The sequence below is a fragment of the Pseudomonas sp. P108 genome, assembly GCF_032613195.1.
Lineage (GTDB): Bacteria > Pseudomonadota > Gammaproteobacteria > Pseudomonadales > Pseudomonadaceae > Aquipseudomonas.
Genome location: NZ_CP126691.1, coordinates 3764681 through 3788237, shown reverse-complemented (window position 1 = coordinate 3788237; position 23557 = coordinate 3764681). Strand labels below are relative to the sequence as shown.

Annotated in this window: 25 protein-coding genes; 9 read left to right on the top strand and 16 right to left on the bottom strand. The window is 55.1% G+C overall.

Annotated elements, in window-relative coordinates:
- Window positions 1-21 precede the first annotated feature (21 nt).
- The 3 genes from QOM10_RS16610 to tspO form a co-directional block, all read right to left on the bottom strand.
- Complete coding sequence (locus QOM10_RS16610) at window positions 22-648, bottom strand: DUF3885 domain-containing protein (RefSeq protein WP_316916546.1); 627 nt, start codon at window positions 646-648, stop codon at window positions 22-24.
- Window positions 649-741: 93 nt separating this feature from the next.
- Window positions 742-1743 (bottom strand): alpha/beta hydrolase, encoded by a 1002-nt coding sequence (locus tag QOM10_RS16605; protein ID WP_316916545.1) that lies wholly within the window; start codon window positions 1741-1743, stop codon window positions 742-744.
- A complete protein-coding gene (tspO, locus tag QOM10_RS16600; RefSeq protein WP_316916544.1) occupies window positions 1743-2183 on the bottom strand; it encodes a tryptophan-rich sensory protein TspO in 441 nt (146 codons plus the stop codon). Before tspO ends, QOM10_RS16605 begins: the two co-directional genes overlap by 1 nt.
- Before the next feature lie 143 nt (window positions 2184-2326).
- Between tspO and QOM10_RS16595 the strand changes: the two genes are divergently transcribed.
- Window positions 2327-2593: a hypothetical protein gene (locus QOM10_RS16595; protein WP_316916543.1), complete on the top strand. Its 267-nt coding sequence runs from the start codon at window positions 2327-2329 to the stop codon at window positions 2591-2593.
- 42 nt (window positions 2594-2635) lie between these two features.
- On the opposite strand, the gene QOM10_RS16590 is transcribed toward QOM10_RS16595, so the two are convergent.
- Window positions 2636-4219 carry an EAL domain-containing protein gene (locus QOM10_RS16590; RefSeq protein WP_316916542.1) on the bottom strand — a complete coding sequence of 528 codons (1584 nt, stop codon included), beginning with the start codon at window positions 4217-4219 and terminating at the stop codon, window positions 2636-2638.
- A 442-nt stretch (window positions 4220-4661) separates the two neighbouring features.
- On the opposite strand from QOM10_RS16590, the gene QOM10_RS16585 reads away from it, so the two are divergent.
- A complete protein-coding gene (locus tag QOM10_RS16585; RefSeq protein ID WP_316916541.1) occupies window positions 4662-6581 on the top strand; it encodes a tyrosine-protein phosphatase in 1920 nt (639 codons plus the stop codon).
- Between the two features lie 712 nt (window positions 6582-7293).
- Here QOM10_RS16585 and QOM10_RS16580 read toward each other — a convergent pair.
- Complete coding sequence (locus QOM10_RS16580) at window positions 7294-8265, bottom strand: AraC family transcriptional regulator (protein WP_316916540.1); 972 nt, start codon at window positions 8263-8265, stop codon at window positions 7294-7296.
- A gap of 267 nt (window positions 8266-8532) precedes the next feature.
- Here QOM10_RS16580 and QOM10_RS16575 point away from each other — a divergent pair, with 267 nt between their 5' ends.
- Window positions 8533-9342, top strand: a complete 810-nt coding sequence (locus tag QOM10_RS16575) for a 2OG-Fe(II) oxygenase (RefSeq protein WP_316916539.1) — start codon at window positions 8533-8535, stop codon at window positions 9340-9342.
- Between the two features lie 412 nt (window positions 9343-9754).
- Here the strand turns inward: QOM10_RS16575 and QOM10_RS16570 are convergent, their stop codons facing one another.
- Window positions 9755-10780 carry a hypothetical protein gene (locus QOM10_RS16570; RefSeq protein WP_316916538.1) on the bottom strand — a complete coding sequence of 342 codons (1026 nt, stop codon included), beginning with the start codon at window positions 10778-10780 and terminating at the stop codon, window positions 9755-9757.
- A gap of 594 nt (window positions 10781-11374) precedes the next feature.
- Between QOM10_RS16570 and QOM10_RS16565 the strand changes: the two genes are divergently transcribed.
- Window positions 11375-11848 (top strand): hypothetical protein, encoded by a 474-nt coding sequence (locus tag QOM10_RS16565; RefSeq protein ID WP_316916537.1) that lies wholly within the window; start codon window positions 11375-11377, stop codon window positions 11846-11848.
- Window positions 11849-12086: 238 nt separating this feature from the next.
- Here QOM10_RS16565 and QOM10_RS16560 read toward each other — a convergent pair whose 3' ends face one another.
- Genes QOM10_RS16560 through QOM10_RS16550 form a run of 3 tightly spaced genes read right to left on the bottom strand, consistent with a single transcriptional unit; the run spans window position 12087 to window position 13440 of the window.
- On the bottom strand, window positions 12087-12530 hold the full coding sequence (locus tag QOM10_RS16560; protein ID WP_316916536.1) for a hypothetical protein: 444 nt from the start codon (window positions 12528-12530) through the stop codon (window positions 12087-12089).
- Complete coding sequence (locus QOM10_RS16555) at window positions 12527-13171, bottom strand: serine protease (RefSeq protein ID WP_316916535.1); 645 nt, start codon at window positions 13169-13171, stop codon at window positions 12527-12529. Before QOM10_RS16555 ends, QOM10_RS16560 begins: the two co-directional genes overlap by 4 nt.
- A 59-nt stretch (window positions 13172-13230) precedes the next feature.
- Window positions 13231-13440 carry a hypothetical protein gene (locus QOM10_RS16550; RefSeq protein ID WP_316916534.1) on the bottom strand — a complete coding sequence of 70 codons (210 nt, stop codon included), beginning with the start codon at window positions 13438-13440 and terminating at the stop codon, window positions 13231-13233.
- 60 nt (window positions 13441-13500) lie between these two features.
- Here QOM10_RS16550 and QOM10_RS16545 point away from each other — a divergent pair, with 60 nt between their 5' ends.
- Entirely contained in the window at window positions 13501-13824 is a 324-nt protein-coding gene (locus QOM10_RS16545) for a hypothetical protein (RefSeq protein ID WP_316916533.1), read from the top strand.
- Window positions 13825-14277: 453 nt separating this feature from the next.
- A complete protein-coding gene (locus QOM10_RS16540; protein ID WP_316916532.1) occupies window positions 14278-16431 on the top strand; it encodes a hypothetical protein in 2154 nt (717 codons plus the stop codon).
- 256 nt (window positions 16432-16687) lie between these two features.
- Here QOM10_RS16540 and QOM10_RS16535 read toward each other — a convergent pair whose 3' ends face one another.
- Both QOM10_RS16535 and QOM10_RS16530 read right to left on the bottom strand, forming a co-directional pair.
- A complete protein-coding gene (locus tag QOM10_RS16535; RefSeq protein WP_316916531.1) occupies window positions 16688-17050 on the bottom strand; it encodes a DUF6124 family protein in 363 nt (120 codons plus the stop codon).
- Between the two features lie 463 nt (window positions 17051-17513).
- Window positions 17514-18074, bottom strand: coding sequence for a hypothetical protein (locus QOM10_RS16530; RefSeq protein WP_316916530.1), 561 nt, complete (start codon window positions 18072-18074; stop codon window positions 17514-17516).
- 190 nt (window positions 18075-18264) lie between these two features.
- Between QOM10_RS16530 and QOM10_RS16525 the strand changes: the two genes are divergently transcribed.
- Window positions 18265-18630, top strand: a complete 366-nt coding sequence (locus QOM10_RS16525; RefSeq protein WP_150751018.1) for a hypothetical protein — start codon at window positions 18265-18267, stop codon at window positions 18628-18630.
- A gap of 31 nt (window positions 18631-18661) precedes the next feature.
- Here the strand turns inward: QOM10_RS16525 and QOM10_RS16520 are convergent, their stop codons facing one another.
- On the bottom strand, window positions 18662-19297 hold the full coding sequence (locus QOM10_RS16520) for a TetR/AcrR family transcriptional regulator (RefSeq protein WP_316916529.1): 636 nt from the start codon (window positions 19295-19297) through the stop codon (window positions 18662-18664).
- A 131-nt stretch (window positions 19298-19428) separates the two neighbouring features.
- Here QOM10_RS16520 and QOM10_RS16515 point away from each other — a divergent pair, with 131 nt between their 5' ends.
- Window positions 19429-20646 (top strand): MFS transporter, encoded by a 1218-nt coding sequence (locus QOM10_RS16515; protein WP_316916528.1) that lies wholly within the window; start codon window positions 19429-19431, stop codon window positions 20644-20646.
- Window positions 20647-20732: 86 nt separating this feature from the next.
- Here QOM10_RS16515 and QOM10_RS16510 read toward each other — a convergent pair whose 3' ends face one another.
- Window positions 20733-21110 carry a hypothetical protein gene (locus QOM10_RS16510; RefSeq protein ID WP_127928270.1) on the bottom strand — a complete coding sequence of 126 codons (378 nt, stop codon included), beginning with the start codon at window positions 21108-21110 and terminating at the stop codon, window positions 20733-20735.
- A gap of 93 nt (window positions 21111-21203) precedes the next feature.
- Between QOM10_RS16510 and msrA the strand changes: the two genes are divergently transcribed.
- Complete coding sequence (gene msrA, locus QOM10_RS16505) at window positions 21204-21710, top strand: peptide-methionine (S)-S-oxide reductase MsrA (RefSeq protein WP_095118586.1); 507 nt, start codon at window positions 21204-21206, stop codon at window positions 21708-21710.
- Window positions 21711-21814: 104 nt separating this feature from the next.
- Here the strand turns inward: msrA and QOM10_RS16500 are convergent, their stop codons facing one another.
- The 3 genes from QOM10_RS16500 to QOM10_RS16490 form a co-directional block, all read right to left on the bottom strand.
- Window positions 21815-22288 (bottom strand): hypothetical protein, encoded by a 474-nt coding sequence (locus tag QOM10_RS16500; RefSeq protein ID WP_316916527.1) that lies wholly within the window; start codon window positions 22286-22288, stop codon window positions 21815-21817.
- Window positions 22289-22399: 111 nt separating this feature from the next.
- Window positions 22400-23050, bottom strand: a complete 651-nt coding sequence (locus QOM10_RS16495; protein WP_316916526.1) for a hypothetical protein — start codon at window positions 23048-23050, stop codon at window positions 22400-22402.
- A 67-nt stretch (window positions 23051-23117) separates the two neighbouring features.
- Entirely contained in the window at window positions 23118-23495 is a 378-nt protein-coding gene (locus QOM10_RS16490) for a c-type cytochrome (protein ID WP_127928262.1), read from the bottom strand.
- Between the last annotated feature and the right edge of the window lie 62 nt (window positions 23496-23557).

Genomic DNA, 23557 nt, shown 5'->3' with positions numbered 1-23557 from the left:
TGTGAGCGCCATAAATAGCGCCTAACGCACCCCTGCGAACGTGACGTCCATGGCCGAGCGGTCATAGTCCAGCAGGTATTGATTGTGCCGCTCGTAGAGTTGCGAAAGCAGTGGTGCATTAAGGCCGACGACATCCATGCCTCTGTCGTCGTAGGGGAAGACCATGACCTGTTTCGGCAGATTGAACAGATACACATCACAGTGGGGATTGGGCTCAATAGCGCCAAAATCTTTAGCCAATGCACACCAGAGAAATGCTTGAAGGCTTGTGATCGGTGCTTCGAACGCGATGTTGATCCAGTACTCAGGCTCTTCTTCGCAATACCATTCTTCGACATCTATCTCCTCGCTCCAGATTGAGCGCTCAGGAGGAATATCAATGCCGGCAGATCGAAATGCGCGAATCGCGGCCCGATGCATAAATCCATGGCTGCCTGAGTGAGTGCGCAGACACACCACAAACGTTTCTGCATCAGCAAAGATATCGCTGCAGATCGTTGTCGATTTTCGTAGGGCAGTCAGGAACTGCTCGATGATCCCGCCCGTTTCGGAGAGCTCGAAGCGCAGTCCTCCGGGGTAGGAATAGTAAAGCGGTCTGGCGAAGGCTTTGCCTTGAAAAGCCCTCTCGATTTCATTTCGTAGGTTCACGTTGTCCCTTCGTATTCATGAGCCTGTCTCCTCGGCCAAGGAGCTGCGGACAGATCTTACTTTAACCCTGACGCTTGAGCTAAGTCGGTGAACTCAACGAGACGCTGCAGCTGCTGGCGTTTGTGGCGAACCAACGGCCTCGACACGCGCCGAAATCCATTGCCGACTGTAGGCCAGAACGCCCTGAGCGATGGCCGTGGGGAAGTGGATAAAGCCGTGGGGCGAGGAGGGCAGCAGGTACATTTCCACCGGCGCCGATTGCGCCCAGCGTTTGGCGATGTCGAGGGTGTCGTCGCGCAGCGGATCGAGTTCACCGGCAAACAGCAGGGCGGGCGGGAAACCGCTGAAATCGCCGTACATAGGTGATAACGGTGGCTGGCGGCGCTGTTCGTCAGTCAGTTCCGGGGTGAGCAAGCGCAGTGCCTCGACCATGCCGGGGCCGTCCAGCACCAGTGTATCGGCAGGCGCGCTGCGTACGCTTGGGGTTCCGGTCAGGTCGTAGACGCCGTAATACAGCAGCGCGCCGCTGATGCGTTGCAGCAACTCCGGCCACTGCTTCAGCGCCAGCAACGTCGCCGCGGCCAGATGACCGCCCGCGGATTCACCGACCACTACGACGGGCAGACCGGCAAATTCGGCATCACTCAATACTCCGCGAGTAGCGTTGAGGCAGTCCTCCAGCAGACCTTCAAGCGGCGTCGAGACCGCTAATCGATAATCGACCGAGACCACCGTCACTTGGCAGGTGTTGACGATGGCGATGTTGAAATTGTCATCCATCTGCGCATTGCCGATCACCCAGCCACCACCGTGAAAGTCCAGCACCACGCCTTTTGTCTTGCCTTTGGGCCGGATGATCCGCACTGGCACGTCACCGATCAGCTTCTGCTCAGCCGTCAGGCCATGCGTGCGCAACTTCCCCGCGCCGCCGACCTGACTGACGCGCAACAGCGCCTGAATCAAACGCGGCGTCAGGCGATTACGGACCTTGAAACGCGGCAGCCAAGCAAGCTTCCGGTTGAAGGCGCGCACCTGCGCCAATTCACGCTCGCCTTGCGGCCACGGTGTTTCAGCACCCCAATTGGCATTGGTCATCAGCGGTTCTTGATCAGGATGGAGAAATTCAACGCGGCGGCCACACACAGCCACGCCAGATACGGAAACAGGATCAAGCCAGTGATCAGGTCCAGTTGTATCGCCAGCAACACCATCGCCGCGACCACCAGCCACAACACGGTGAGAATCACCATCGCTGCCAGCACCTGATGCGCACCGAAGAACACCGGCGTCCACAGCGTGTTCAACGCAATCTGCGCCGCCCATAGGGCCAGCACGGTCTGGCTGCCGGGGATCAGGCTCAAGCGGTAACCGGCCCAGGCCAGCAGCAGATAGATAATCGTCCAGGCCACGGGGAACGCCCAATTGGGCGGGGTAAAACCGGGTTTGTTCAGCCCTTCGTACCACGGCCCCGGTTTGAACATCACGCCGGTGGTTGCCGCTGCTGCGCAGGCCAGAAGAAAAATGAAGAAGGTCATCGCCAGTCCTTGGCTGAAATCAGCCGGTAAGGGGTTTAAGAAAAGGACGCCCCGGCGCGCGAAAAGTTTGCCATGAATTTCAGAATGGCCGGAGGGGCTATTCAATTTGAACTAAAAACTGACCACTGCGTCAGGATGATCAGTTGCCTTTTCCTACTGACGCGGATGACATCATGTACACCTATCACATCGAATATCGATTCAACGACGAGCCGCGGACTTTTCTGCTTGAACTCAAGGAACAGCAGTTGGCTGAGCACGAGGCCGCGATGCATCTGCTGGAACTGCACTTGGGCGACGCGGAAAACGGCCTGATCATGCCCACAGCGGATTCAACGCCCGAGCAGATTCTTGAACATGCAGAGCGGGTAGGGATTACGCAAATAACGGTTGTCGGCAAAACCAACTGAAGCGCGAAGCAGACGTTGGCTCATGCGCAAGGTTCTTCGCGCTTAGACCGGTATCGCTGCTTCCAGCGCACCGTGCTCTACGTGCGCGCACTCTCTATAGAAACGCAAAAACTCCTCCGCCGGCATCGCTTTGCCAAACAGCCAGCCCTGACCAAACTGCACACCGTGATCGCGCAGGTAATCGCGCTGGGCTTCGGTCTCGATGCCTTCGGCGACTATTTGCAGGCGCAGGCTCTTGGCCATTTCGATGATGTGGCCGGTCACTGTGCCGGTCGCGGCATCCTGATCGATATTATCGACGAACGACTTGTCGATCTTCAGCACATCCAGCGGCAATTGCTGCAAATGCTGAAGACTGGAAAAACCGGTGCCGAAATCATCGATAGCCGCTAGATAACCCAGCTCGCGGGCATGGTTGACCGTGGCCCGCGCGGCGTCGATCTCTACAAAACCGCGCTCTGTCGCCTCCAGCCAAATCTGATGCTGCTGCACATTGGCCCGGTTCAGCGCGGCCTCCAGCTTCGGCAGAAAGCGGCCGCTGCTGACGTCTTTCGCCGCCAGGTTGATTGCCACGTGCAGGCTGCGTTCCTTGACCAGCAATGGGCCGAGGTCACGCATCACATTGTCGATGACCTGATCGGTGATCGGCAGAATCAAACCGCTGTGCTCGGCCAGCGGAATAAATGCATCGGGGCATACCCGCGAGCCATCCGGATGCTGCCAGCGCACCAGAGCCTCTGCGCCGACGCAGGCACCGTCGCTGAGGCGGATGATCGGTTGATAGTGAACAACGAACTCGCGATTGCGCACCGCCAGTTGCAGTTCCGCCAGCGGTGACAGACGTTGCCGGGTGCGGCGCACGATCAGCAACACCAGCACCCCCGCGAGCAAACCACCGATGGGCAACAGCAGTAATTCCCGGCGGATCAAGCCTTGCATCAGCTCATGGCGCGACAGCGCGGCTATGGCGACCCAGTCGCCGCTGTGCACGAGGGTGTAGAGATAGCCGTCGGCAAGGCCCGAATGCGGGCCGGAATGCACGCGAGCCAGGAAGTGTTCCGCACCCGGGCGCGAGGTGCTGATCAATTGCCCGGACGCGGTGCCGACCGCCAAGTGCAAATCCTCATCAAGCATCACATGCAGAAACTGCTCGGGATCGACCAGCACGTTGAACGCCGCATATTGCAGCGCCATCATCGGTTTCGCCGCAACGATGCGCGACTGCACGCCGAGCGACACGCGCACGCCGTCCGATGTGGTGAAGTCCTCGCGCCATGGCGTCGCGTGCTGCCCGACCGGTCCCCAGGAACCGCAGGCGTAAATCTCTTCTTCGACGTAACCGATCGACTTCACCGAGAGGGTGTTGATGGTCAGCAGACGCATCTCGTCGATGCTTTCCGGCGTGCACGGTGCGAGACGCGAGCCAGCGATGGATTTCAGCGCGCCGGCCGCTTCGGTGAAAGTCCCGTGGGCGCGACTGGAGGCGACGGAAGCGAGGGTTTCCAGGCGTTGTTGAGCCGCGGCCAGATTCAACATCCAGGCGACGTAACCCATCAAAAGGAGCGGAAGCAAGACACACGGAAGGCCCAGGAGCACGCTCCCCCAGACAATGCGTTTTTTGTTCATGGCGCCACCTTGGCCACAAGGCCTGTGACGTGCGCACAGCACGGCTGTTTTCAGCCACTGCAGAATAACGCCGCTGTGTGGGGCAACTATTGCTGTAGATCAACCAAGCTGACAGTCACACAGCCATCTCCTGTGGGAGCGAGCCTGCTCGCGAAGAGGGCCTCCCAGCCAACATCACCACAGCGGACCCACCGCATTCGCGAGCAGGCTCGCTCCCACAGGTTTTGTGTGAAAACCAATGTCTCCGGCAACGTCGGTTACTGCTCGAATCTCATTATCCATTTGGATGACTTCACGAGGCCCAGCCCTCCAATGGATGGACCAATCACGCACCCCGCGGCCCGATCGCGCAGCCATTTCCATTCAAACCGAAACTGTCATATTCAGTATCACTTGCCTACCCATAGTGACCAGCCCAACGCTTAAACAATGAGGCTGCACTGTGTTTCAACGTCTTCTGTGTTCGCTGTCCGTACTGAGCCTGTCCATCGCCGCCGCCCATGCTGCCGAACCCGTACTACTCGACACGCCGCGCCTGCAAGGCATGGACAATTTCCGTGATGTCGCCGGCACCACCACCGCGTATTCCACCGCCCACGACGGCACCATGCGCGCTGGCGTGTTCTACCGCGCCAACGCGGTAACTCCTACGGCCTCCGACCTGGCGATTCTCAACGGTCTCGGCATCAAAGCCGTTTTCGACTTGCGCACTCCCAGCGAAATCGCCGCGACCCCCGACACAATGCTGAGCGGCGCGACCTACCAGAACATCGACATCATTGGCAGCACCACCTCCGGCGCGAACATCACCAACATCTCCTTCAAAAGCGCCGCCGACGCCATCGCCATGATGGAGCAGACCAACCGCGCCTTCGTCAGCGACGCTGGCATGCGCGGCCAGTTCAACCAACTGTTCAACGAACTGGCCAGCACCGACGGCGCCCAACTGTTCCACTGCACCGCCGGCAAGGACCGCACCGGCTGGACCGCCGCTGTGTTGCAGAGCATCGCCGGTGTCGACGATGCGACCATCATGGCCAACTACCTCGCGACCAACGACTACACCGCCGCCCGCGTCGCTGCCACGCTCAAAGCGCTGCCGCCGAGCATGGCTGCCATCTACGAGCCGCTGCTCGGTGTGCAGGCCAGCTACCTTCAGGCCGGCCTCGACGAAGTCACCGCCGAATACGGCAGCATGGACAATTACCTCAAACAAGGCCTCGGCCTGTCGCAAGAAACCATTTACGTCCTGCGCGGCAAACTCGTCGAATACAACAGCCTTCCGGGTCAGGCCGGGCTGATTGGCAACGCTGCTGCTGGCGCCGAATTGCTTCGCCAATTGCAGAACACCAGCCTGTCCGGCACCTACAGCGCCTACAACTATTACCTGCAATCGGCGATCGACGCCGGCACCCTCGGCGGTGTCGAATCGCAGGTCGGCGGCCAGGTACACGCCGACGCCGCCAGCTACCTGCTGCGCCAAAACGCAATGATCGAACAAGCCGCCGCGCCGTTCGCCAGCGGCACTGACCTCAAGGTCGGCCAATACCGCCTCTGGACCACCGCGCTCGCCGGCTACCTCGGCACCGACGGCTCGGCCCACGCCGACAGCAGCAACGAACACAGCCAAGGATTGATGGTCGGCATCACCCAGCGCTTCAGCGAACAACTCAGCGCACGCGGCGGTTTCGGCTACAGCAAAGGCAGCGTCGGAGGCGCGGGTGGTGAAGCCGATACCGACTTCACCTTCCTCAACATCGGCGCCCGCTACGGTTTCACCAGCCTCGAACAAGGCCTGTTCCTCGACGCCAACGCCAGCGCCGGCTACATCGACTACGACAGCAAACGCGACCTCGGCGGCGGCCTCGGCACCGCGAAAGGCAACAGCCACGGCAACCTCACCGGCGCCACGTTGGCCCTCGGTTACCGCGCACCGGTCAACGGCATGACCTTCGAACCAAGCCTGGGTTTGCGCATCAGCCACCTAGACCTCAACGGCTTCAAAGAGAAGGGCAGCGAACTGGCACTCGATGTCGACGACAACAGCGCCACCCGCCGCAGTGCCGTCGCCAACCTCAACGTAGGTTTCGCCCCGGTGGCGATGGGCGCATGGCAACTGGTGCCCGGCGTACAAGTCGGTTACGAACGCACACTGGGCGACAACCAGGTCGACAGCCAAAGCCACCTGCTCGGCCTCGACATCGAACAACGCGCCGCGTTTGATAATCGCGACCAATTCAGCGGCGGTGTGAATGTGATGGCCAGCCTCGGCGCCCTGAGTCTTGGCTCAGAAATCGGCGCCAATGGCGGCGGCGACAGCCACGGCTTCAACGGCGGTCTCAAGGCCAGCTACGCCTTCTAAAAGACACACGGGATCAAGGATGACCCTCAATCCAACAAACACCCCAAAACCCAATGTGGGAGCGAGCCTGCTCGCGAAAGCGCCAGTCCAGTCAACACCAACATCGACTGACCCAGCGCCTTCGCGAGCAAGCTCGCTCCCACAAATTTGATTCCATCCAAAGCAGCCAATCAAAAGCCCCTCACCCTAACCCTCTCCCGAAGGGAGAGGGGACTGACGGCGTGGATTGGAAGAGTTACACCGACGTGGCATACCGAGTCGAGCTCAAATTTTGAAAAGCCCGCCAATCGGCTCCCTCTCCCTCGGGAGAGGGATGGGCGGCGGCGTTCCGATGAGGGGCGGCCCCACCACAAAACCTGCGAGTGTCCCTTGCGCTTGTATATGAAGTTGTGGGAGAGGGGGCTGACCGAGGCGTCTTGCGTCATGCATCGACCTGAAAGATCGAGGCGATTATGGATTCAAAGCAAGACTCTCAGGTCGGTGTAGATCTTCAATATCCCCGGCTCGGTTCCCTCTCCTTGGGGAGAGGGCTAGGGTGAGGGGAAAGCAGTTACCGCAAAATCAACTGGCCAACTCGGTCAAACGCCCCCGCGCCCACTCCTCGATCAACCGCGCCGGCGTGTGCCATCCCCACGCTTAGCGACCCATCGGAGCGGTGCGACGTTTAGCTAAATCTTTTCACCACAAGTTACCTTGCAAACCTGTTACCCAATCACCCCCGAGCCCGAAACTCCGCCGGACTCACTCCGTAAGCCCCCTGAAAATACCGACAAAACCGCCCCACATTACTAAACCCAAATCGCAACGCCACCTCAGTCACCGAGCCCGAACCCCGCCGTTTCAAAACCTCATAAGCCCGCTCCAGCCGCACCTGCCGCTGATACGCCACAATCGACATCCCGACAAACCGCCGAAAGCCCTCCTGCAATGCGCGCTGACTCACATGGCTCAACCGCGCCAGATCCACACCACTCACCAACTGCTCCGGATGCGCCTGAATAAACTCCACCGCCAACTTCACATGCCGAGGCGCAACCATCGCCGTCGGCCGCCGCAACGCCTCGGAAAAGTTATGCGGCCAAGCCTCCAGCACCGCATCAATCAACATCTCGCGCAACCGCGACGGCATCAACGTCCCGCTGTTGATCAACAAATCAAACTCCGTCCCCGTGGCCAGATCAATCAACGCCTTGATCCCCCGAAACGCCGCCGAATTCAGATCCACGCTCGGCTCAAAAACAATCTTCTGCAGAATCGGTTTATCCAACAGCGCCGACAACCGCTCGGTGAGTTGATGGCGATTGATCGACATGCCGTGATGCGCATGATCATCAACAAAGCGCATCGAACGAATATCGGCCTTATCAACCGCCAGACCCACATGCGTCACACCGATGGACTCGGTCGCGTGATTGAAAACAATCTTGCCCGCCGTGGGGATCACAAACGTGATCTCATCCTGCGGATCGGGAAACGAAACACTGAAATCGCCGTGGTAATGCATGCGCCGGAAACTGACGCCATCGTGCCGCCCGTAAACGCCGCCGATAATGATGTTCGACGGCAGCGGCGGGGAGTCGGAATATCGGTTGCCGAAGAATCGGGAGAACAGCGCGCCGAAGTCATCGGAACGGAGATTGTCGGAGCGCAGGATGATTGGCTGGCGAACGGGAGTCGGAAACACCTTGGCGGCACCTTCGGTTGGGGGCTCTAGGACTGGGGTGTAGGGCAGGGCGCCGAGGAGATTAACAGAGGCAATATGACGCGTTTGTGACAGTCAGAAACATGTCGTTACAGCGCCGCACCACGTTTAGGAAAAAGGACACTCGGCAGGCAAAGGCCAACATGGCAACCTGCTCGCATTCGTACTCAGCAAAAAACAAAGGCACCGCGCCCAGCGCCCAGCCTTGTTTACCGAGACCTGAAAGCATTCAAGTTAATTGGAGCGGCAATGCAAGCCAACACGCAAACACTCCCCATCACCCTGACCCTGACCCCCGAACTCGACTTCGACCAAACCGCCGCCAGCGCTTTCGGCGAATCGCTGACCCACGAATACACCCAAGCCACGCCATTCCCGCACATCGTCATCGATAACTTCCTGCAAGCAGACGTCATCGCCAGCATCCGCGAACACTTCCCGGTCGAACCGACCAACAACGAACAGACCTATGAGCGCGGCTACAAAGGCCAACTCAAACGCCAGATCAGCCCCAACGCCTGCAGCCCGTACCTGAAGAACGTATTCAACACCTTCAACTCCGCACCGATGCTGGAATTCCTCGAAAAACTTACCGGCATTCAAGGGCTGATTCCTGACCCTTATTTCGCCGGCGGCGGCCTGCACGAAACCAAAACCGGCGGCTTCCTCGGCGTGCACTCGGATTTTCGGCTGAACAAAAAGCTCAACGTTGAGCGACGGCTGAACGTGATCATTTACCTGACCGAGGACTGGCAGGAGGCGTACGGCGGCAACCTGGAGCTTTGGGATGTGGGGATGAAGAAGTGCCTGAAGAAGGTGCTGCCGATTTATAACCGGTGTGTGATTTTCAATACGGATAAGGACAGCAATCATGGGCATCCGGAGCCGTTGACTACGCCGGAGCACATCACTCGGCGGTCGATTGCGCTTTATTACTACACGGCGAGTGGGGTGGGGGTTGATCCTTCGCAAAGAAACAAAACCCATTACAAACCGAGGCCGAAGGATCGGTGGAGTTTGAGGTATTACTTGAATAAATTGTTTAAGAAGAAGGGGTGAGGAGGCTGCGTAATCAGGGAAGCAGCCGTTTTTTGGACTGGGTGGTGAGCAACTGGTGCTGGATCAGCTTTCGGCCAGAAGAGGACATTTGCAAGCGACCGCTGCCGGCCAAAAGCGGTCAGTTCCGAAGACTCTTTCGCCCCAAAGCAGCCCTTCACACAATGTTGTTCATGATGAGAAGCACACCGTTTTGAAGATTCTGTGCGACCGGGGAAACGCGATTGAAGCTTCCTCAAGGTACTATGAAAAGACGCCGCAGTGATGCATCACCGCGATGCCGAAGAGGATTGTACGGACAGCAAGGCTAGCATTGAGCTAACCCGGTCAGGACGTTTGTGCGTGAGGCCCCCACGTCACCGCCAGGGGCTTCTTTTTCGCATTCATTCTGAAATACCACGCTAGCAAGGGCCTGTCAGAGAGCGCATTTTTTGGGCGGTTCAAACGTTATTCCCGTTGATTGTTTGCTTGCCAGAACATAGTTCTCGTCGCCTAGCGATGCTTGGCGATAGCTAAAAGCCGTCTTGCATTCGGTGCCGGGATACATGTCGAATTCGTATATCGAATTTCCAATTGCCAATTCTATTTGTTGGTTGTATCGATTTAGCAGAAGGAGGAATGTTGCTGGTGTGAACGCTCCAACGGCCGAATAAAAAACTATCTGAAAAATCACCGTCGCAACAATGTAGCGACTTCCTTTATCATTAAGCTCAACCCCTAAAAACCACTTTGTAAGTCGTGGTGCTTTTTTCGCGAAGCTCGATGCATAAATGAGAAGGGGAGCCATTACAATAGAGACTGGGATAAAAATTGCTCCCGCAGCAATAAAAAGAAATGGGATCGCAAAGATTGCCAAAAAAGACAAAGTATGCGGAAAAGTTATAGGTGGTACATGAGTCATCCCGCCGATAATGTTTCCCGCGATGCTGAATGCGAGATTAGAGCCAATAGCAAATGCGATGGCAATAAGCCCCTTGCCCACCGAGGTTTCATAAAGGATTGCGTAGATGCGATAAACATCATACGCAGCAACGCCTAGGCAATAAATAAAAAACAACATAGCGACCGGTGCGAATAAATTATTCGCGTCCAGCAAGTAAAAATAACCAAGAACAGGGATGCATAGGATGACATTAAGGTAAAGTTGATGGCGACGCTCAAGATTTTCGTACCAGGTTACTACCCCTCCCCAGAATTCGATAAATTCATATTTTCCTGGGTGGAAAATTTGCATCACCCTAACCCCGACCCCAACCGCTAGAAAAAACATACTTGTAGAAAAATATACAAACCGCCAATGACTCGGGATGATAAAAAGTAAAAAGCAAAGGGTAGCGCCAACTAATGCAATGCGCTTCATAAGGTCGCGAAGGTTCTCACCTCTACCAACTGACTGCGACCCCCCTGAAACAGTATTACTCGTCAGCTTCTGATTTTTCATTATCACTATGATCCTGAATAAAAACGTGTGTTTGCGATGAGGTATCGCTCCATATTATCGGAGTAAGAGGCAGAAACTTTAATGTTCTCCGGTCAAGTCAGCACTGGTCGCATGACCTCTACAGAAGTCCCTTTCATTCGCCCACGCCAACTAGCCTTGTGCATGAGTCAGATGAGCTTTTCCGATATCAAATATGCTGGTAAGCGGAAGTAAATCCGCCGAGTCGGCAAAAGAGCGCTCTACCGAAGCTTGCAAAAGCCAAATGAAATCACCGTCGCCTTTCCAGTTGGCCGAAGGACAGCAATGTTTCTGACAGATCAAAGGTCCGCTTCTGGCCGAAAGCCGTCGTACCCGTTTAGCAAAATTAGGGCATATGGGAGGCCGCTTGGGTCCGCTGGACGCCTGCGGGGAAGAACGAAAGCACTGTTTTTGGTGGACTACAGCGGCCTCTTGAGGATCCAGAAGGGGTTCGAATCCCTATCCATGCCTCGGCTAGCAAGCGCATTCCAGACTGCCGCATTCGCCCCCTCCAACGGAAATGCTGCGCTCGCGATCGCTCGCGTTATCCTATGAACATTCCATTGGTAGGTGAACATGATGGGTTTTGAAGGCGCTTCTCAGGTTGATTTGGTGGCCGTGCTTGTGGCCTTGCTGAGCTTGTGGGTTGCCGTGCGTGCGTTGAATAGGACGAAAGCCCATGACCTTTTTGCTCTACGTCAAAACGTGCTGCTCAAAGCAGAAGTTGCGCGATCCGCGTGGTACAAGCTCAATCACGAGAATAACTCATTGATTCAACGAGTCGGTCTTTGCTTCCTTGCTGGCTCGGCAGAGGCAGCATTAATGCTCGAATTCCTGAACAGTCAACGCGACCATTTGGACCTATGTATTCGTGATGCAGTGGCCCTGGCTGAAGATGTTCAGATGAATGTGGATGCGTTCAATGAAAAGAAATGCCGCGAGTATATTCGGCTTATCGAGCCGAGCATTGAGAAGCTGACACGCAATCAGGGCGTCGCCGAGAGAAAGGTTAGTGATTTATTGGAGCGATTGAGCGCAACCACTGCGTAGTGTTCGATGGTCGGCAGGCTTTGATCGGCGAGCGAGTGGGAGCTTGATGAATTGATGCTGCCTAAAATTCTATAGGGCAAAAATGGGGTAAATCGGACGCCAACCAATGCCATTTAATGCAAAATTAACAATAATCTCGATATGTCAAAAAAGCCCTACAGCCCTTTATTTGCGGGGTTGTAGGGCTTTTTTGCGCTAGTACTCCAACACAGTCGGGGTGAGATCCAGCCTGGGAGATTCAGACCTCCTTGCCCACTCTAGTTGCGCACCAAGCGTTGGCAGTCATCTTTGAAACAATCGCTAACAGAATCGAAATGACTGGGGTTATTGCTGCAGCAGCAATTCCTAATGTGCCAGCAATAAGACCGCTAATGAAAGTTACTGCAAGCGCGGCTGTTGGCTTTCCGTATTCCATTAGCTTATCTCGGTCGCTTTTGTATTTCTCATCTCCACAGATGAATAGCTGGAATTCATACGAGAGGCTATTCCAGAAGGGGCGAGAGTCTAACTGTTCGCCACCAAACTTCTCAGTGCCACTGGCGCCACTGGCGGCAAGCCATTGTTGTGCTGCACCTTCTTCTCCATACTTCTCTATCAACAGTTCTATTGTGTTTTTCTGGTATGGTTTGAGAGTTGCAAGAGTTTCATCAAGGCTAAACGAAATCTCTACTAGCTCGCTCATAGCATATCTCTTATGTAATGGGCTGAAATGACGTGTGTTGTCTGATGTATGGCGGATGGATTAACGTTTCCAATTAGAATGGCACCACCACCTGGGGCGTATGCGCCAATCAGAATGCCGCTTATGCGTCCAGTTTCTCTCGATAGAACCATTGAGCCCGATTGGCCTGGCCGCGCCTGAACGTTAAGAACCGCATGTTTTGATTTTATGCTGCTAGATTCTAATAGTATTTTTGCGCCGAGTGTTGTCACTTGGAAGGTTAAAACGTTCCTTCCATCTGGGCAGTGTGGGAAGCCATATATTTCAAGGTTTTCTCCTGTTTTGATTTCATCTAGAGAGCCGATTGGTGTGATTTTTGTGGATGCATCCCTTATCTTTAGTATTGCAATGTCACGAGTGGGGTCAACTTCTACAATATCTACAGGTAACACTTCAAATCGGTTGTTTGTAGTATCCTGATAGTCATTAAAGCTATTGATTTTCGGAAGTGCGATTACGAGATTTTGAGCGTTATTGCCAAGTACATGGTTTGCAGTTGCAAGTCTACCATCCGTAGCTACTGTGAAGCACGTGCCTAAGAACTGAACTCCCTGTGGTTGAATTCGGCCAAGTGCAAAAACTTGGTGGATTATATCGTCCATGGTTACACGCCTCTTGGTTAAGTAGCTGTGATTTATAAGATGGTTCGTACCGTCGCGGTTTACTCTGGCGTCATCAACACCGCAAGCGTCAACTTGATGAATTCCTCATTGCGGTGGGTTGCCGCCAAAGCCTCGCGGACATTGTCGGCCACCTCGGTATAGCCACGCTGCTCAAGCCAATTTGAAAGTTCCAAAATGGCAGCTTCCAAGGCGAGCTGGTTTTCATTGATTTTGTACAGTAGGGAAGGGAGCAAGTCTGTGTCCAGCATAGCGATGCTACTGTGAAAAAGGAAAGCGTAGCAGCTTAAACGTTTCACGGAACGGATGGATTGACGAAAGCTGTTCCAAATGCAACAGGGCACTGGACAGCAGCGACAGTGCTCATGATTGGAGCCGAAAACGGCTGCTTAAAATTTGCTACGGGTGATGAGGGAGGAAGCGGAATTCAATGGTGTGCAAATACTGCTGGTACGAAATTGGTACGGAAGTTTTTCGTGGCCGCTATGGGTATTTATCTTCTGGCGCTTGGTGGAGAATCAGTCCAATCCATCATCGGAGCCAGCCTGCGGCCGCTTTCGGCCAGAAGCCGACGTTTGATAGCGGCAGCTCCGGCCAGCAGCGGACGTTTACTAAGGCATGATTTTGAGGATTGAGCGCGTCTGCGAACCCGGGAGCGATTCATTCATCAGTAGAGGTCGGTAGGGCCAGAGTTATCGTATGGACATAGCGCGGACAGTCGAGGTCGGCCAATTGCGTCTGTACCCGAGGTCATTTAGACGGTCAGTTCGTTATGGCCTTGTTGACTAGCGAATGCCGTGAGCGGATGCGACGAGAGCATCATCGCGGGCATCAGTGATGCGAGTCAGCCATTCAAAATTTCAATGGAGGTGAGTTACTTTCGCTTGTGGCATGGGTATCTTGTTGCAGGGAATGGTTGAGTGGGAGCCTGCGTGGATACTATCTAATGATGTGTCAAAAAGCGTGGTTCTGAAATGTGATCGGATAAAATCTTAGTCTTGGCAAGTTGCTCCTGAGGCGATGGCTTGGGTGATGTGATAGAGTCTGGTTTTTTCAGTTTATTATGAATTTGAGTGTTAAGGAAAATCATGGCAGATAAGTTTGAAGGGATTAGGGATTCGCTCAGAAAACTGGACTGGAAAAAATGTAAGCAACAGCTGGATAATTTGCCAGCCGATACCGAAAGTTGCTTGAGTATCTTGCAGTTGGTTTGGCACTCAGATTCATTTGTACGCCGTAGGCCCGGTGATAACGGTATTAAGCGAGATCGCTTCCTGGAGCAGATGAGCGATTATTACTCGGCTGTCGGAGTTTCAGAGGCGGCAGATGCAATATCAGAAATGCGCACTGAATTTTTAATAATTGACCAAGGGTATATCGAAATTCACTCGGTTGTGCCTACTCTGGCTACGGCTGCTCTTACTCCAGAGCAGCGAGTTTCTGCTGCATTCGTTGCTTTAGATAAATCTGTTCGCCTGATGCTTGATGATTTAGATCGCAATAACAGATCCAGTAATGTTGTCATGGGGCATGGCAGGAACCTGACTGGAAAAAATCAGGAAAAATACGATCCTGACGCGGTTGCAAATGGGCTTACAGCTGCGGCGGGCGACATAGTTATGTTGGAGGCATACCGTCAGGGGTGGTTTGACGAAGACAACCGGATAGTGCTCCCTGATTTGGTGGAGGTTGCCACTGAATCTGTAGACGCAATAGTTGCAAACCTCCGTAATGCTAATTTGTGGCGCTTATGGAAAAATCTTGATGAGCGGGTTAGGTTTCTTAATGGGACGCTGACGCTAGCTCCTGACGGGATCTCGTCTTGGAAGGCCAAGGTCTTAGAAGAAGGTGGCCCTCAAATACCCGACGACGTTTGTGTAGCATTTGATTTTGTACCGGAAAAAAGGGCAGAGACTTTAGATATCCTGGCCAATGAGCGGCTAGATGAGATTTTAACGCAAAATTTTCAAAAATTAATTAGAGAAACAAATGCCTTAAGTAAGGTGGGGCCTGCTGGTGAGTTTGTTGCCTTACCGCCCAAGAAGTATATATCGGTTTATGAGATGCATGCATCTTTGATGTACGCCCATCTCACAAAGCTGAATACATTTAAACTGGTTTCGGGTGAATTGACTGTTACTGAGCTTCTTCGAGGCTACGCAGTACTTAAGTGCTATGTTGATGTCTTAGAAAAGGAGCAGCACACATACTTTCCTCGGGTCAGCTTTGATCGCATACATGCGGAGCTAATGCGGTGCGGGCTGTCAAGTCTGGCAGCTGATGCATTTATTAGTCGTGCGACATTTTATCGTTCGAGTCGTGATTTGTATGATCAGCCTTTAGTGAAGACCAGGGATGGATGTTATATTCTTTTCGGGTCTTCTTTGGTCGGGGCGGATCTAACAAAAATTCTGATGTCAAATTTAGCTAACTACGGAACTACATTTGAAGATAAAGGAAAGCTCTTTGAGGCCGCTACGATCTCAATGCTGCGTCGCTATGGTTTTAAAGCTCGAAATTTGAAAGTATGGCGAGGGTCTAAGGGTGAGCACGAATTTGATTACGACGTGGCTTTCACATGGGGGAATTACGTCTTCTTCCTTGAGTGTAAAAATAGAGGCTTACCTTTGGGGAATCCTATCGCAACCTACCGTTTCAATCACGAACTGGATGCTCATCTGGCGCAGGTGGAGCGATTAAAGCAGGGGCTAATTGACTATCCAGATATTTTAACAAAAGATTTCCCTGAGGCGGTTGGAAAAGAACCGATTTTTTGCTTGGTAAATGCTATGCCATTTGCATATGGCTATCTTGATGGCGTTTACGTAGTGGACGATTCGATACTGTCAAGGTTCTTTAGCTCATCGTCTATTAAGGTAACCAAAGGGCAGCTAGATGGAAAAGGTCCGCAAGCGCGCACTGCACTGCATAGGCTTTGGAAAGGACGCAAGCCTACACCAGACGAGTTTATTGCCTACCTTAAGCTCCCTCCGCAGCTGGAGTTGGCCCGACACAACTACGAGCTTGCACCTAAAATTGAATGTTTATCAGCTAAAGCATGTGCGAAGGTTACAGATTACCGCCGGAAAGACCTAAGCTCCAACCAGGTTTCAAAGTTTTTGAAGTCAGGGCTGTCAAATGCGAAGGCTGGAAAAGTTAAGCCTGCTGATAAAATAAAACAGGAGAAAAGAAAAAAAGCCAATAAGGCTGCTAGGAAGGGACGTGCTAATAATAGAGGTTAGCAGGGTGGTTATAGAAGACTGGGACGGCGATGGCGCTATAGGCATTCCAGATGAGACTCTGGTCTTTTCTGGATCTGGTGGAAAGGTAGTTAAGAACTATCGTCCGACTTTCGCTGCCAAATTTCAATGTCCCAACCGCCCAATAGCTGCCCATTTTGACAGGCAGCTATTGGCCGAAACCTGCCGTTTTGCTCCTGTTTTTTCAGGTTCATTTCGCCATGGCGGCAGCTAGCCGCCGCCATGGTTAGAGCGCCGTTTATTCCACCGGCACCACCTTATCCAACGCCCGATTCACCGCCAACTCCCCAAGCATTACCACCTGCGCAATGCCTTGCAGTGTCTTGCGTGCCGGTCCGTGAACCAGACCGATCACATCGCCCAGCATCACCGAGGCCGAGCCGAGTGATTCACTGGCATTCACCAGCAATTCCTCAGTCTTGGTGTTCGGGTTGGCGATAAACATTGTGTTGGTTTGGTACGGGGTGAGCATGATTTCCGGGGCAGGCCCGAGGTAGTGGGAGAGGGCACGGTCGACGGCTTCGTTGAATTTCTTTGCGTCTGGGGATTCGTCGCCCGCAATCGGATCGGTTTCTGGCGGATTCGGTGTGATCTTGAACATGATGTAACTCCCTTGTGTCGCTTAAAAGGAGCCATCACCCACTCGCTACCAAACGATGGGTGGCGGCCATGCACAGGTTGGTAGACCGGGACACAAGGAAAACCGGCGCGCTCGAAAGCGCCCTGCGCATGACCACCATAAAGCCGAGGCGAAGACCTTCGCCAATAGTGAAATTGCGCACCTTGTATACACGGGCTACCAAACCCGATCACTGCTATTCAGTGACCGACCCACAATAGAACCCGCATCCAAGGCGCACAAGCCGGCGGATTCTGGCGTAGTCGTAGGCAACGGCGCAAGGCGTTGTAGGTTGGGATGACGTAACTTGGGGTGTCTTTAAACAAAGTCCAGGAATTGCTTCAACAGGGCAGTTTGAGTTGTTTTTGCGATGTCTTCGGAGAGTGGATGAGCGGGGGCCGTTTCGCGATCCATCGGAGGCAAGTCCTCTCGCTACAGGGGGGACTTAATTCGCCAGCGAAATCAGCGTGTCGATGATATTGATCGGCACATAAATCAGCGTAACCCCCGCATACGCTGTACGCGACCGAGCCACAAACGCGCCAATCGGCAACGCAATCATGATCACATCCAGCAAACCCCAAAGCGCCACCGGCGAAGCCTCAAACAACGTGACATTGACGATCAGCCCCAAGCACAGATATGTGGACAGCGACAGCAATGCATAGCGCCCATCCTGTTCGAAATACACGCGCAACCCGTGCTGCTCATCCTCACTACGGCTCGGCAGCAGCAACGCCGCCGTGACGAACAGCGACAGTGTCAGCATCACCAACAGTAGAAATTCGAGAAACGAGAAGGTCTGTTTCACCGCCGACAGTGCGTTGACGGCCCACCAGAATTGCAGCTGCATGGTAAACAGCATCACCGCCCAGACCAGCGCTACCCAATCTGGCTTGGCGACGCGGCGGATGCGGAACACCGTTAATGCACCGAGCAGCAGGCGGGTGACGGAGAGTCCGAGGATCATCGAGAGGACGGTGGCGACGATCGGGAAGTTGCTCATCTTGCCTCTCGTGAACTCGGTTTTGGCTGTCAGGGTGTTTTGGGCAGACTAGGTGGGGCGGGTAAGACCGTCAAACGTGGCGGTGCGGTTGGGTTGGCAGAAAACGCCTGTAGCGCCTTGCTGCGCGGAGGTAATGGATTAGGATGCCCGCAGGCTGGAATGGATCTTCTCGACTAAGGATGTGTGGTTTATGGAATCTGCTTTTTCGCAAGTCACCGAGCGTTTGCACAACCGCCGGTTTTCCGTGGCGAATAACGCTCAGGGCTTGTCCGATGCGCGCACGGTGTTTCACTACTTCGTCGAAGGCGCGGCGGTTTGGGGGACTTATGCGGGTGGGCATATTCGCATGGGCAACCAGGTTGGGCGGGTGACCGGGCCGGATAGTATCGAGCTGCTTTATCAGTGCATCACCACGGATGGCGAGATTCGCGCGGGTTGGTCGCGGGGCGTGGTGGGGGTTGATGAGGCGGGGCGGACGACGTTGCGGTTTGTGTGGGGGTGGTTGTCGGGGGCCGAGGGGGGCGGGGAGTCGAGTTATGTTGAAGTGGTCGCGTAGCCGACTGGTTTTTAGCTACGCGAGCCCGCAATCACTGCAATTCCACCGATGCCTCGCTCACCGCCGCTACATCCCAAGTCCGCATCACCTGCGTAATCGCCGCATCAATGCTCTCGATCGGCGTGTCATCCCGAGCAAGGATGGAAATCCCCTGCAGGAAACTATCGAACACCGTCGCCATCGCGGCTGCGTTCGTGTCGTCCGCTAACAGCCCTTCACTCACACCACGCTCGACGCACGCCACAATCCCCGCGCGGGTTCGGGCGCGGGAGTGGGTGAGGGCTTGAGCGACGTGGGCGTTTTCCGGGCTCGGCGCGCTCATGACGCCGAGGGTGACCATGCAGCCTTTCGGGTGGCCGTCGTCGCATTGCATGCGTGCCGATTGGCGCAGGGCGGTTTCGATGGCTTGGCGTGGCGGCAGGGTTTGGTCCCACAGGCATTCGGTGACTTGGGCGAAGGTCGCCAGGTAACGCTGCACGCATTCGTCGAACAGGGCTTCTTTGGAGCCGAACGCGGCGTAGAAACTCGGTGCGGAAATGCCGCCGCCCAGTTCAGCCTTCAACAGTGAAAGGGATGTCGAGTCGTAGCCGTGTTGCCAGAACAATTGCATGGCCTGGTCGACGGCGTCGTCGCGATCGAATGCGCGGGGGCGGCCGGTTCTGGCCATAGCTGAAACTCCTCGGAAAGTGATTTGGATACTAGTCGATACATAAGTCGTTGACAACGTGCCTCGGCTGCCGCCAGTATTTTATATCGATCGGTACGCAAGTCTGAATTTCCAAACTCAAGGAGTTTCCCGTGACACCTTCATTGACTCTATCGGCGGCGCCGAAACGCCTGCCCATCGGCGCGCTGCTGGCGCTGGCCATGACCGGTTTTATCTGCATCGTCACCGAAACCCTGCCCGCCGGGCTGTTGCCGCTGATCAGCGAAGGCTTGGCGATTTCACCTTCGATGGCCGGGCAGATGGTCACCGCGTATGCGCTGGGCTCGGTGCTGGCGGTGATTCCGATGACCATTGCCACTCGTGGCTGGCGTCGACGCAATGTGTTGCTGCTGACCATTGTCGGTTTTCTGCTGTTCAACTCGATCACGGCGCTGTCGTCGCACTATGGTGTGACGCTGGTGGCGCGTTTCTTTGCGGGGGTGGCGGCAGGGTTGGCGTGGAGTTTGTTGGCCGGTTATGCGCGGCGCATGGTTGAGCCTGATCAGCAGGGCAAAGCGTTGGCACTGGCCATGGTCGGTACGCCGATTGCCCTGTCACTAGGCGTGCCGCTCGGCACATGGCTCGGTGGCCTCGTCGGATGGCGCACGACGTTTGGCCTGATGTCGGCCCTGACGTTGATACTGATCGTTTGGGTGTTGGTGAAGGTGCCGGATTATCCGCCGCAGCCTGCGCATCAGCGTCTGTCGTTGCGCCGCGTGTTGACCACGCCGGGTGTGCGGCCGGTGCTGGCGGTGGTGATCAGCTGGATGCTGGCGCACAACATTCTCTACACCTACATCGCACCGTTTGTGGCGCCGGCGGGGCTGGCGGATCGTGTAGATCTGGTGTTGTTGGTGTTTGGTCTCGCAGCGTTGGCGGGGATCTGGCTGACCGCGAAACTGGTTGAGCCGCTGTTGCGCAAGACAGTGCTGGTGAGTCTGGCGACGTTTGCATTGGTTTGCGTGGTGTTTGGCTTTTGGGGGCGTGTACCGCAGGTGATTTACCTCGGCGTGTTGGTGTGGGGATTGAGTTTTGGCGGCGCGGCGACTTTGTTGCAGACGGCACTGGCGGATGCTGCCGGTGACGGCGCCGATGTCGCGCTGTCGTTGAATGTGGTGGCTTGGAACAGCGCGATTGCTGGCAGCGGGGTGGTCGGCGGGGTGTTGCTCGACCGCTGGGGCGTCGCCTCATTTCCCTGGGCCATGGTGGTGCTGGTGAGCGTAGGGTTTGCCATTGCCTTCGGCGCGCGGGTGCATGGGTTCAGATCGGGGCCGCGTGTAGCTGGAGCGGCTGCGGTTGCCGGGCACTGATGCCCGGACGATTTTCGGGATTATCGCTAGCCTCGATACAGACGGAAGGTTCCATGTTTTCACGTCGCACTGGAATGCATCCGTCGCTAAGCAGAGGGATAGCTGAACGGCTCCAGAAAAATCTGTGGATCCACCCACAACCTCAGGCCAAAGGGAATCACGGAGTAACCGTCATATCGCCCGGAGAAGGTGTTCGACGCGGCGAATTCAACAAATTTCCCGCGTTGATCGTCAATGACACGGATACCGGGGCAGCCCTGCATTGTGTATTTGATAATGGGGTTGGGTAACGATTTTTCCCAAACCTGAATCTCTACATCTGAATCGTATTGCCAGATCGTCAGCTTCAGGCTGATGGAACCCTGTTCGATCAAGTACTGATGGTAGGTCTCATACTCATCCTGATCGGGAATCACGCCTAGTGCAGCAATAAGGTCAAAAGGGTCCCATGTGAGCAGCGGCATAGCGTTTCCTTGGTCTGAAATCTGTGCTTATGGTACTCATCGCTGATCTGTAAAAGTACACTCGCGTACTACTTCCGAGAGGAGCCACAACCCATGACCACTCAAACCGAAACCGCCATCCTCGCCGGCGGCTGCTTCTGGGGCATGCAGGATCTGCTGCGGCGCTATCCCGGCGTGTTGCAGACTCGCGTCGGTTACACCGGCGGCGATGTGCCGAACGCTACTTATCGCAACCATGGCGACCACGCCGAGGCCATCGAAATCACCTTCGATCCGGCGGTGATCAGCTATCGACAGATCCTCGAGTTTTTCTTTCAGATTCACGACCCAAGCACGCCCAACCGTCAGGGCAACGACCTCGGTCGCAGCTACCGTTCGGCTATTTACTACCTCAGCGAAGAACAGCGCGATGTCGCTGAAGACACGGCTGCCGATGTCGACGCCTCAAAGCTGTGGCCGGGCCGCGTGGTGACCGAAATCGAACCGGCGGGGCCGTTCTGGGAAGCAGAGCCGGAGCATCAGGATTACCTTGAACGTATTCCGAATGGCTACACCTGCCATTTCATTCGCCCGAACTGGAAGCTGCCAAAGCGCGGGTGAGGGGGCACGCTGCTCATTCAGCGCCACTTCAGTGGTTGCGAGGCTGAATGAGTTTCCGACTTCGCGGGCAAGCCCGCGAAGAGGCGAGTGCCCATGGCGCCGTTTTAGCCCTGCGCTTCATCCTTCAAATCATCCAGCGCATCGATGATCGCCTCATCGCTGTCGGCCATTGCATCTCGCATATCTTTAGCGAGGGTGCTCTGGACGGCCATGAATTTTTCGGCCAGATCGCGGCCCTTTTTCGAACTCAGGATGATCGTCATCGCCTGCTCGGGATGCTGGTTGGCGCGAGTCAGCAGGTCAAGCTCTTCGTTGTTGAAGTGATTGGCATAGATTTCCACGACCATGCTCTTCAGGTCGTCAGGATTGATGTTCTCTCGCACAACGTTGCGAATTTGCTCGTGTTCGAGCATCGGGTAGCGGGACGCATAACCGCTGGACGCGGTCTCGACCATGCTGGCGTATTGCTTGGTCATGCCACTGGACTCGACGAACGCCTGCGCCTTGTCCTGGTTACCCCCACAACCTGCCAGTGCCGCAGCGGCCAATACAGCCAGCATGATTTTTTTCATGCTCATGAGCATTTCTCCTTGAATGATCTGTAAGTGCAGAAAGCGCCACAAGTGTCCCTGTCTCTCATTCCAAACAGTGTTTAGGGGTAGTGTGGAAGTGATCGAGCAGTGTCGGCATTAATGCCGACTGACCTGCTTGAGCCAGTTCCAGAAGGGGTCGTTCGACTCGCTCACATCCATGCACTCTGTACCGCGGACCAGTTCCGCTGCGCGCGCGGGTACGCTCAGCCCGAGCGTTCGCTCGACGTGGCTTCGCAACAGAAGAGGCGGAGGAGGGTAATCGTCTTCGGCGTATTCTTCTTCGCGTACTTGATCCGGGGTCAGTTGAAACTGCTCCGGCCAGCAGAGCTCGTCGTAACCGATAGCCAACAGCCTCAACAAGTCTTCAATCGTGTCGGTCAGGACGCAAAGCATCGTTGACCCGGACCCTGATCCCAGATGGACGAATCGCTGTTGCCCGCTGTCGTCCAGCCACAGCCCGGCCCACGAGCCGTCCCCACCGGTTCTGAGGAATAGGGTCAGGCGCTGGTTTACGTCAGGATCATCGCTGTTAGTCCAGCGGGCGGTGTCGGCAGGTACTGGCAGGTAAAAAGCGGTTGTCGCTACATCTCTGTGTGCAGGGTCCGGATGCAGCGTCATGTAGCGCGTGCCATCTCGGTGAATGCGCACGCAACCATGTGCTTCCAACAACTCAAGTGCTTGGCGAAGGCGTGCGGGCAGCGGATTGCCCGCAGGAAAAGCGGCCGCCATGTCATCGGTGAAGTTCATTCATTTCCTGACTCGGTGGGCATTGGAGAGGGTTGTGTTCCGGTTCAAACGTCGTCGTTTTATCAAATCACCGACTCTCTGAAATCACACGACTCATGTATTGATTCAAGTCGCGAAAGTCCTGAACGCTCCAGGCGTGCGGCGCGATTTTTATGCCGTTGTCCCGCAGGGTTCTTGGAATCAGGTCGCCATTGGGGCGAAGAATGATCGAGGAGACGATGACGCCTGGATAATCATGCAGTCGCTTCTTGAAGATGGCTGTTGTCAGGTCAGGCGTCGGCGGTTGGCTTTTATTCGCCAAGGGGCCTGTTGCCTTGATATCTGCTCCATGGCACACCGCACATCGCTGTAAAAAAAGATTTTTGCCATTGGCGTTATCGGCGAAGGACAAAGATGTTTGAGTTATCGACAAAATTGCAAGCGAAGCGATGAGCAATACTTTCATTTTTCACGGTCCTTGTGGCGGACCGGTCAACCCGGTCCACATTTTACGATCACTCAGTTTTC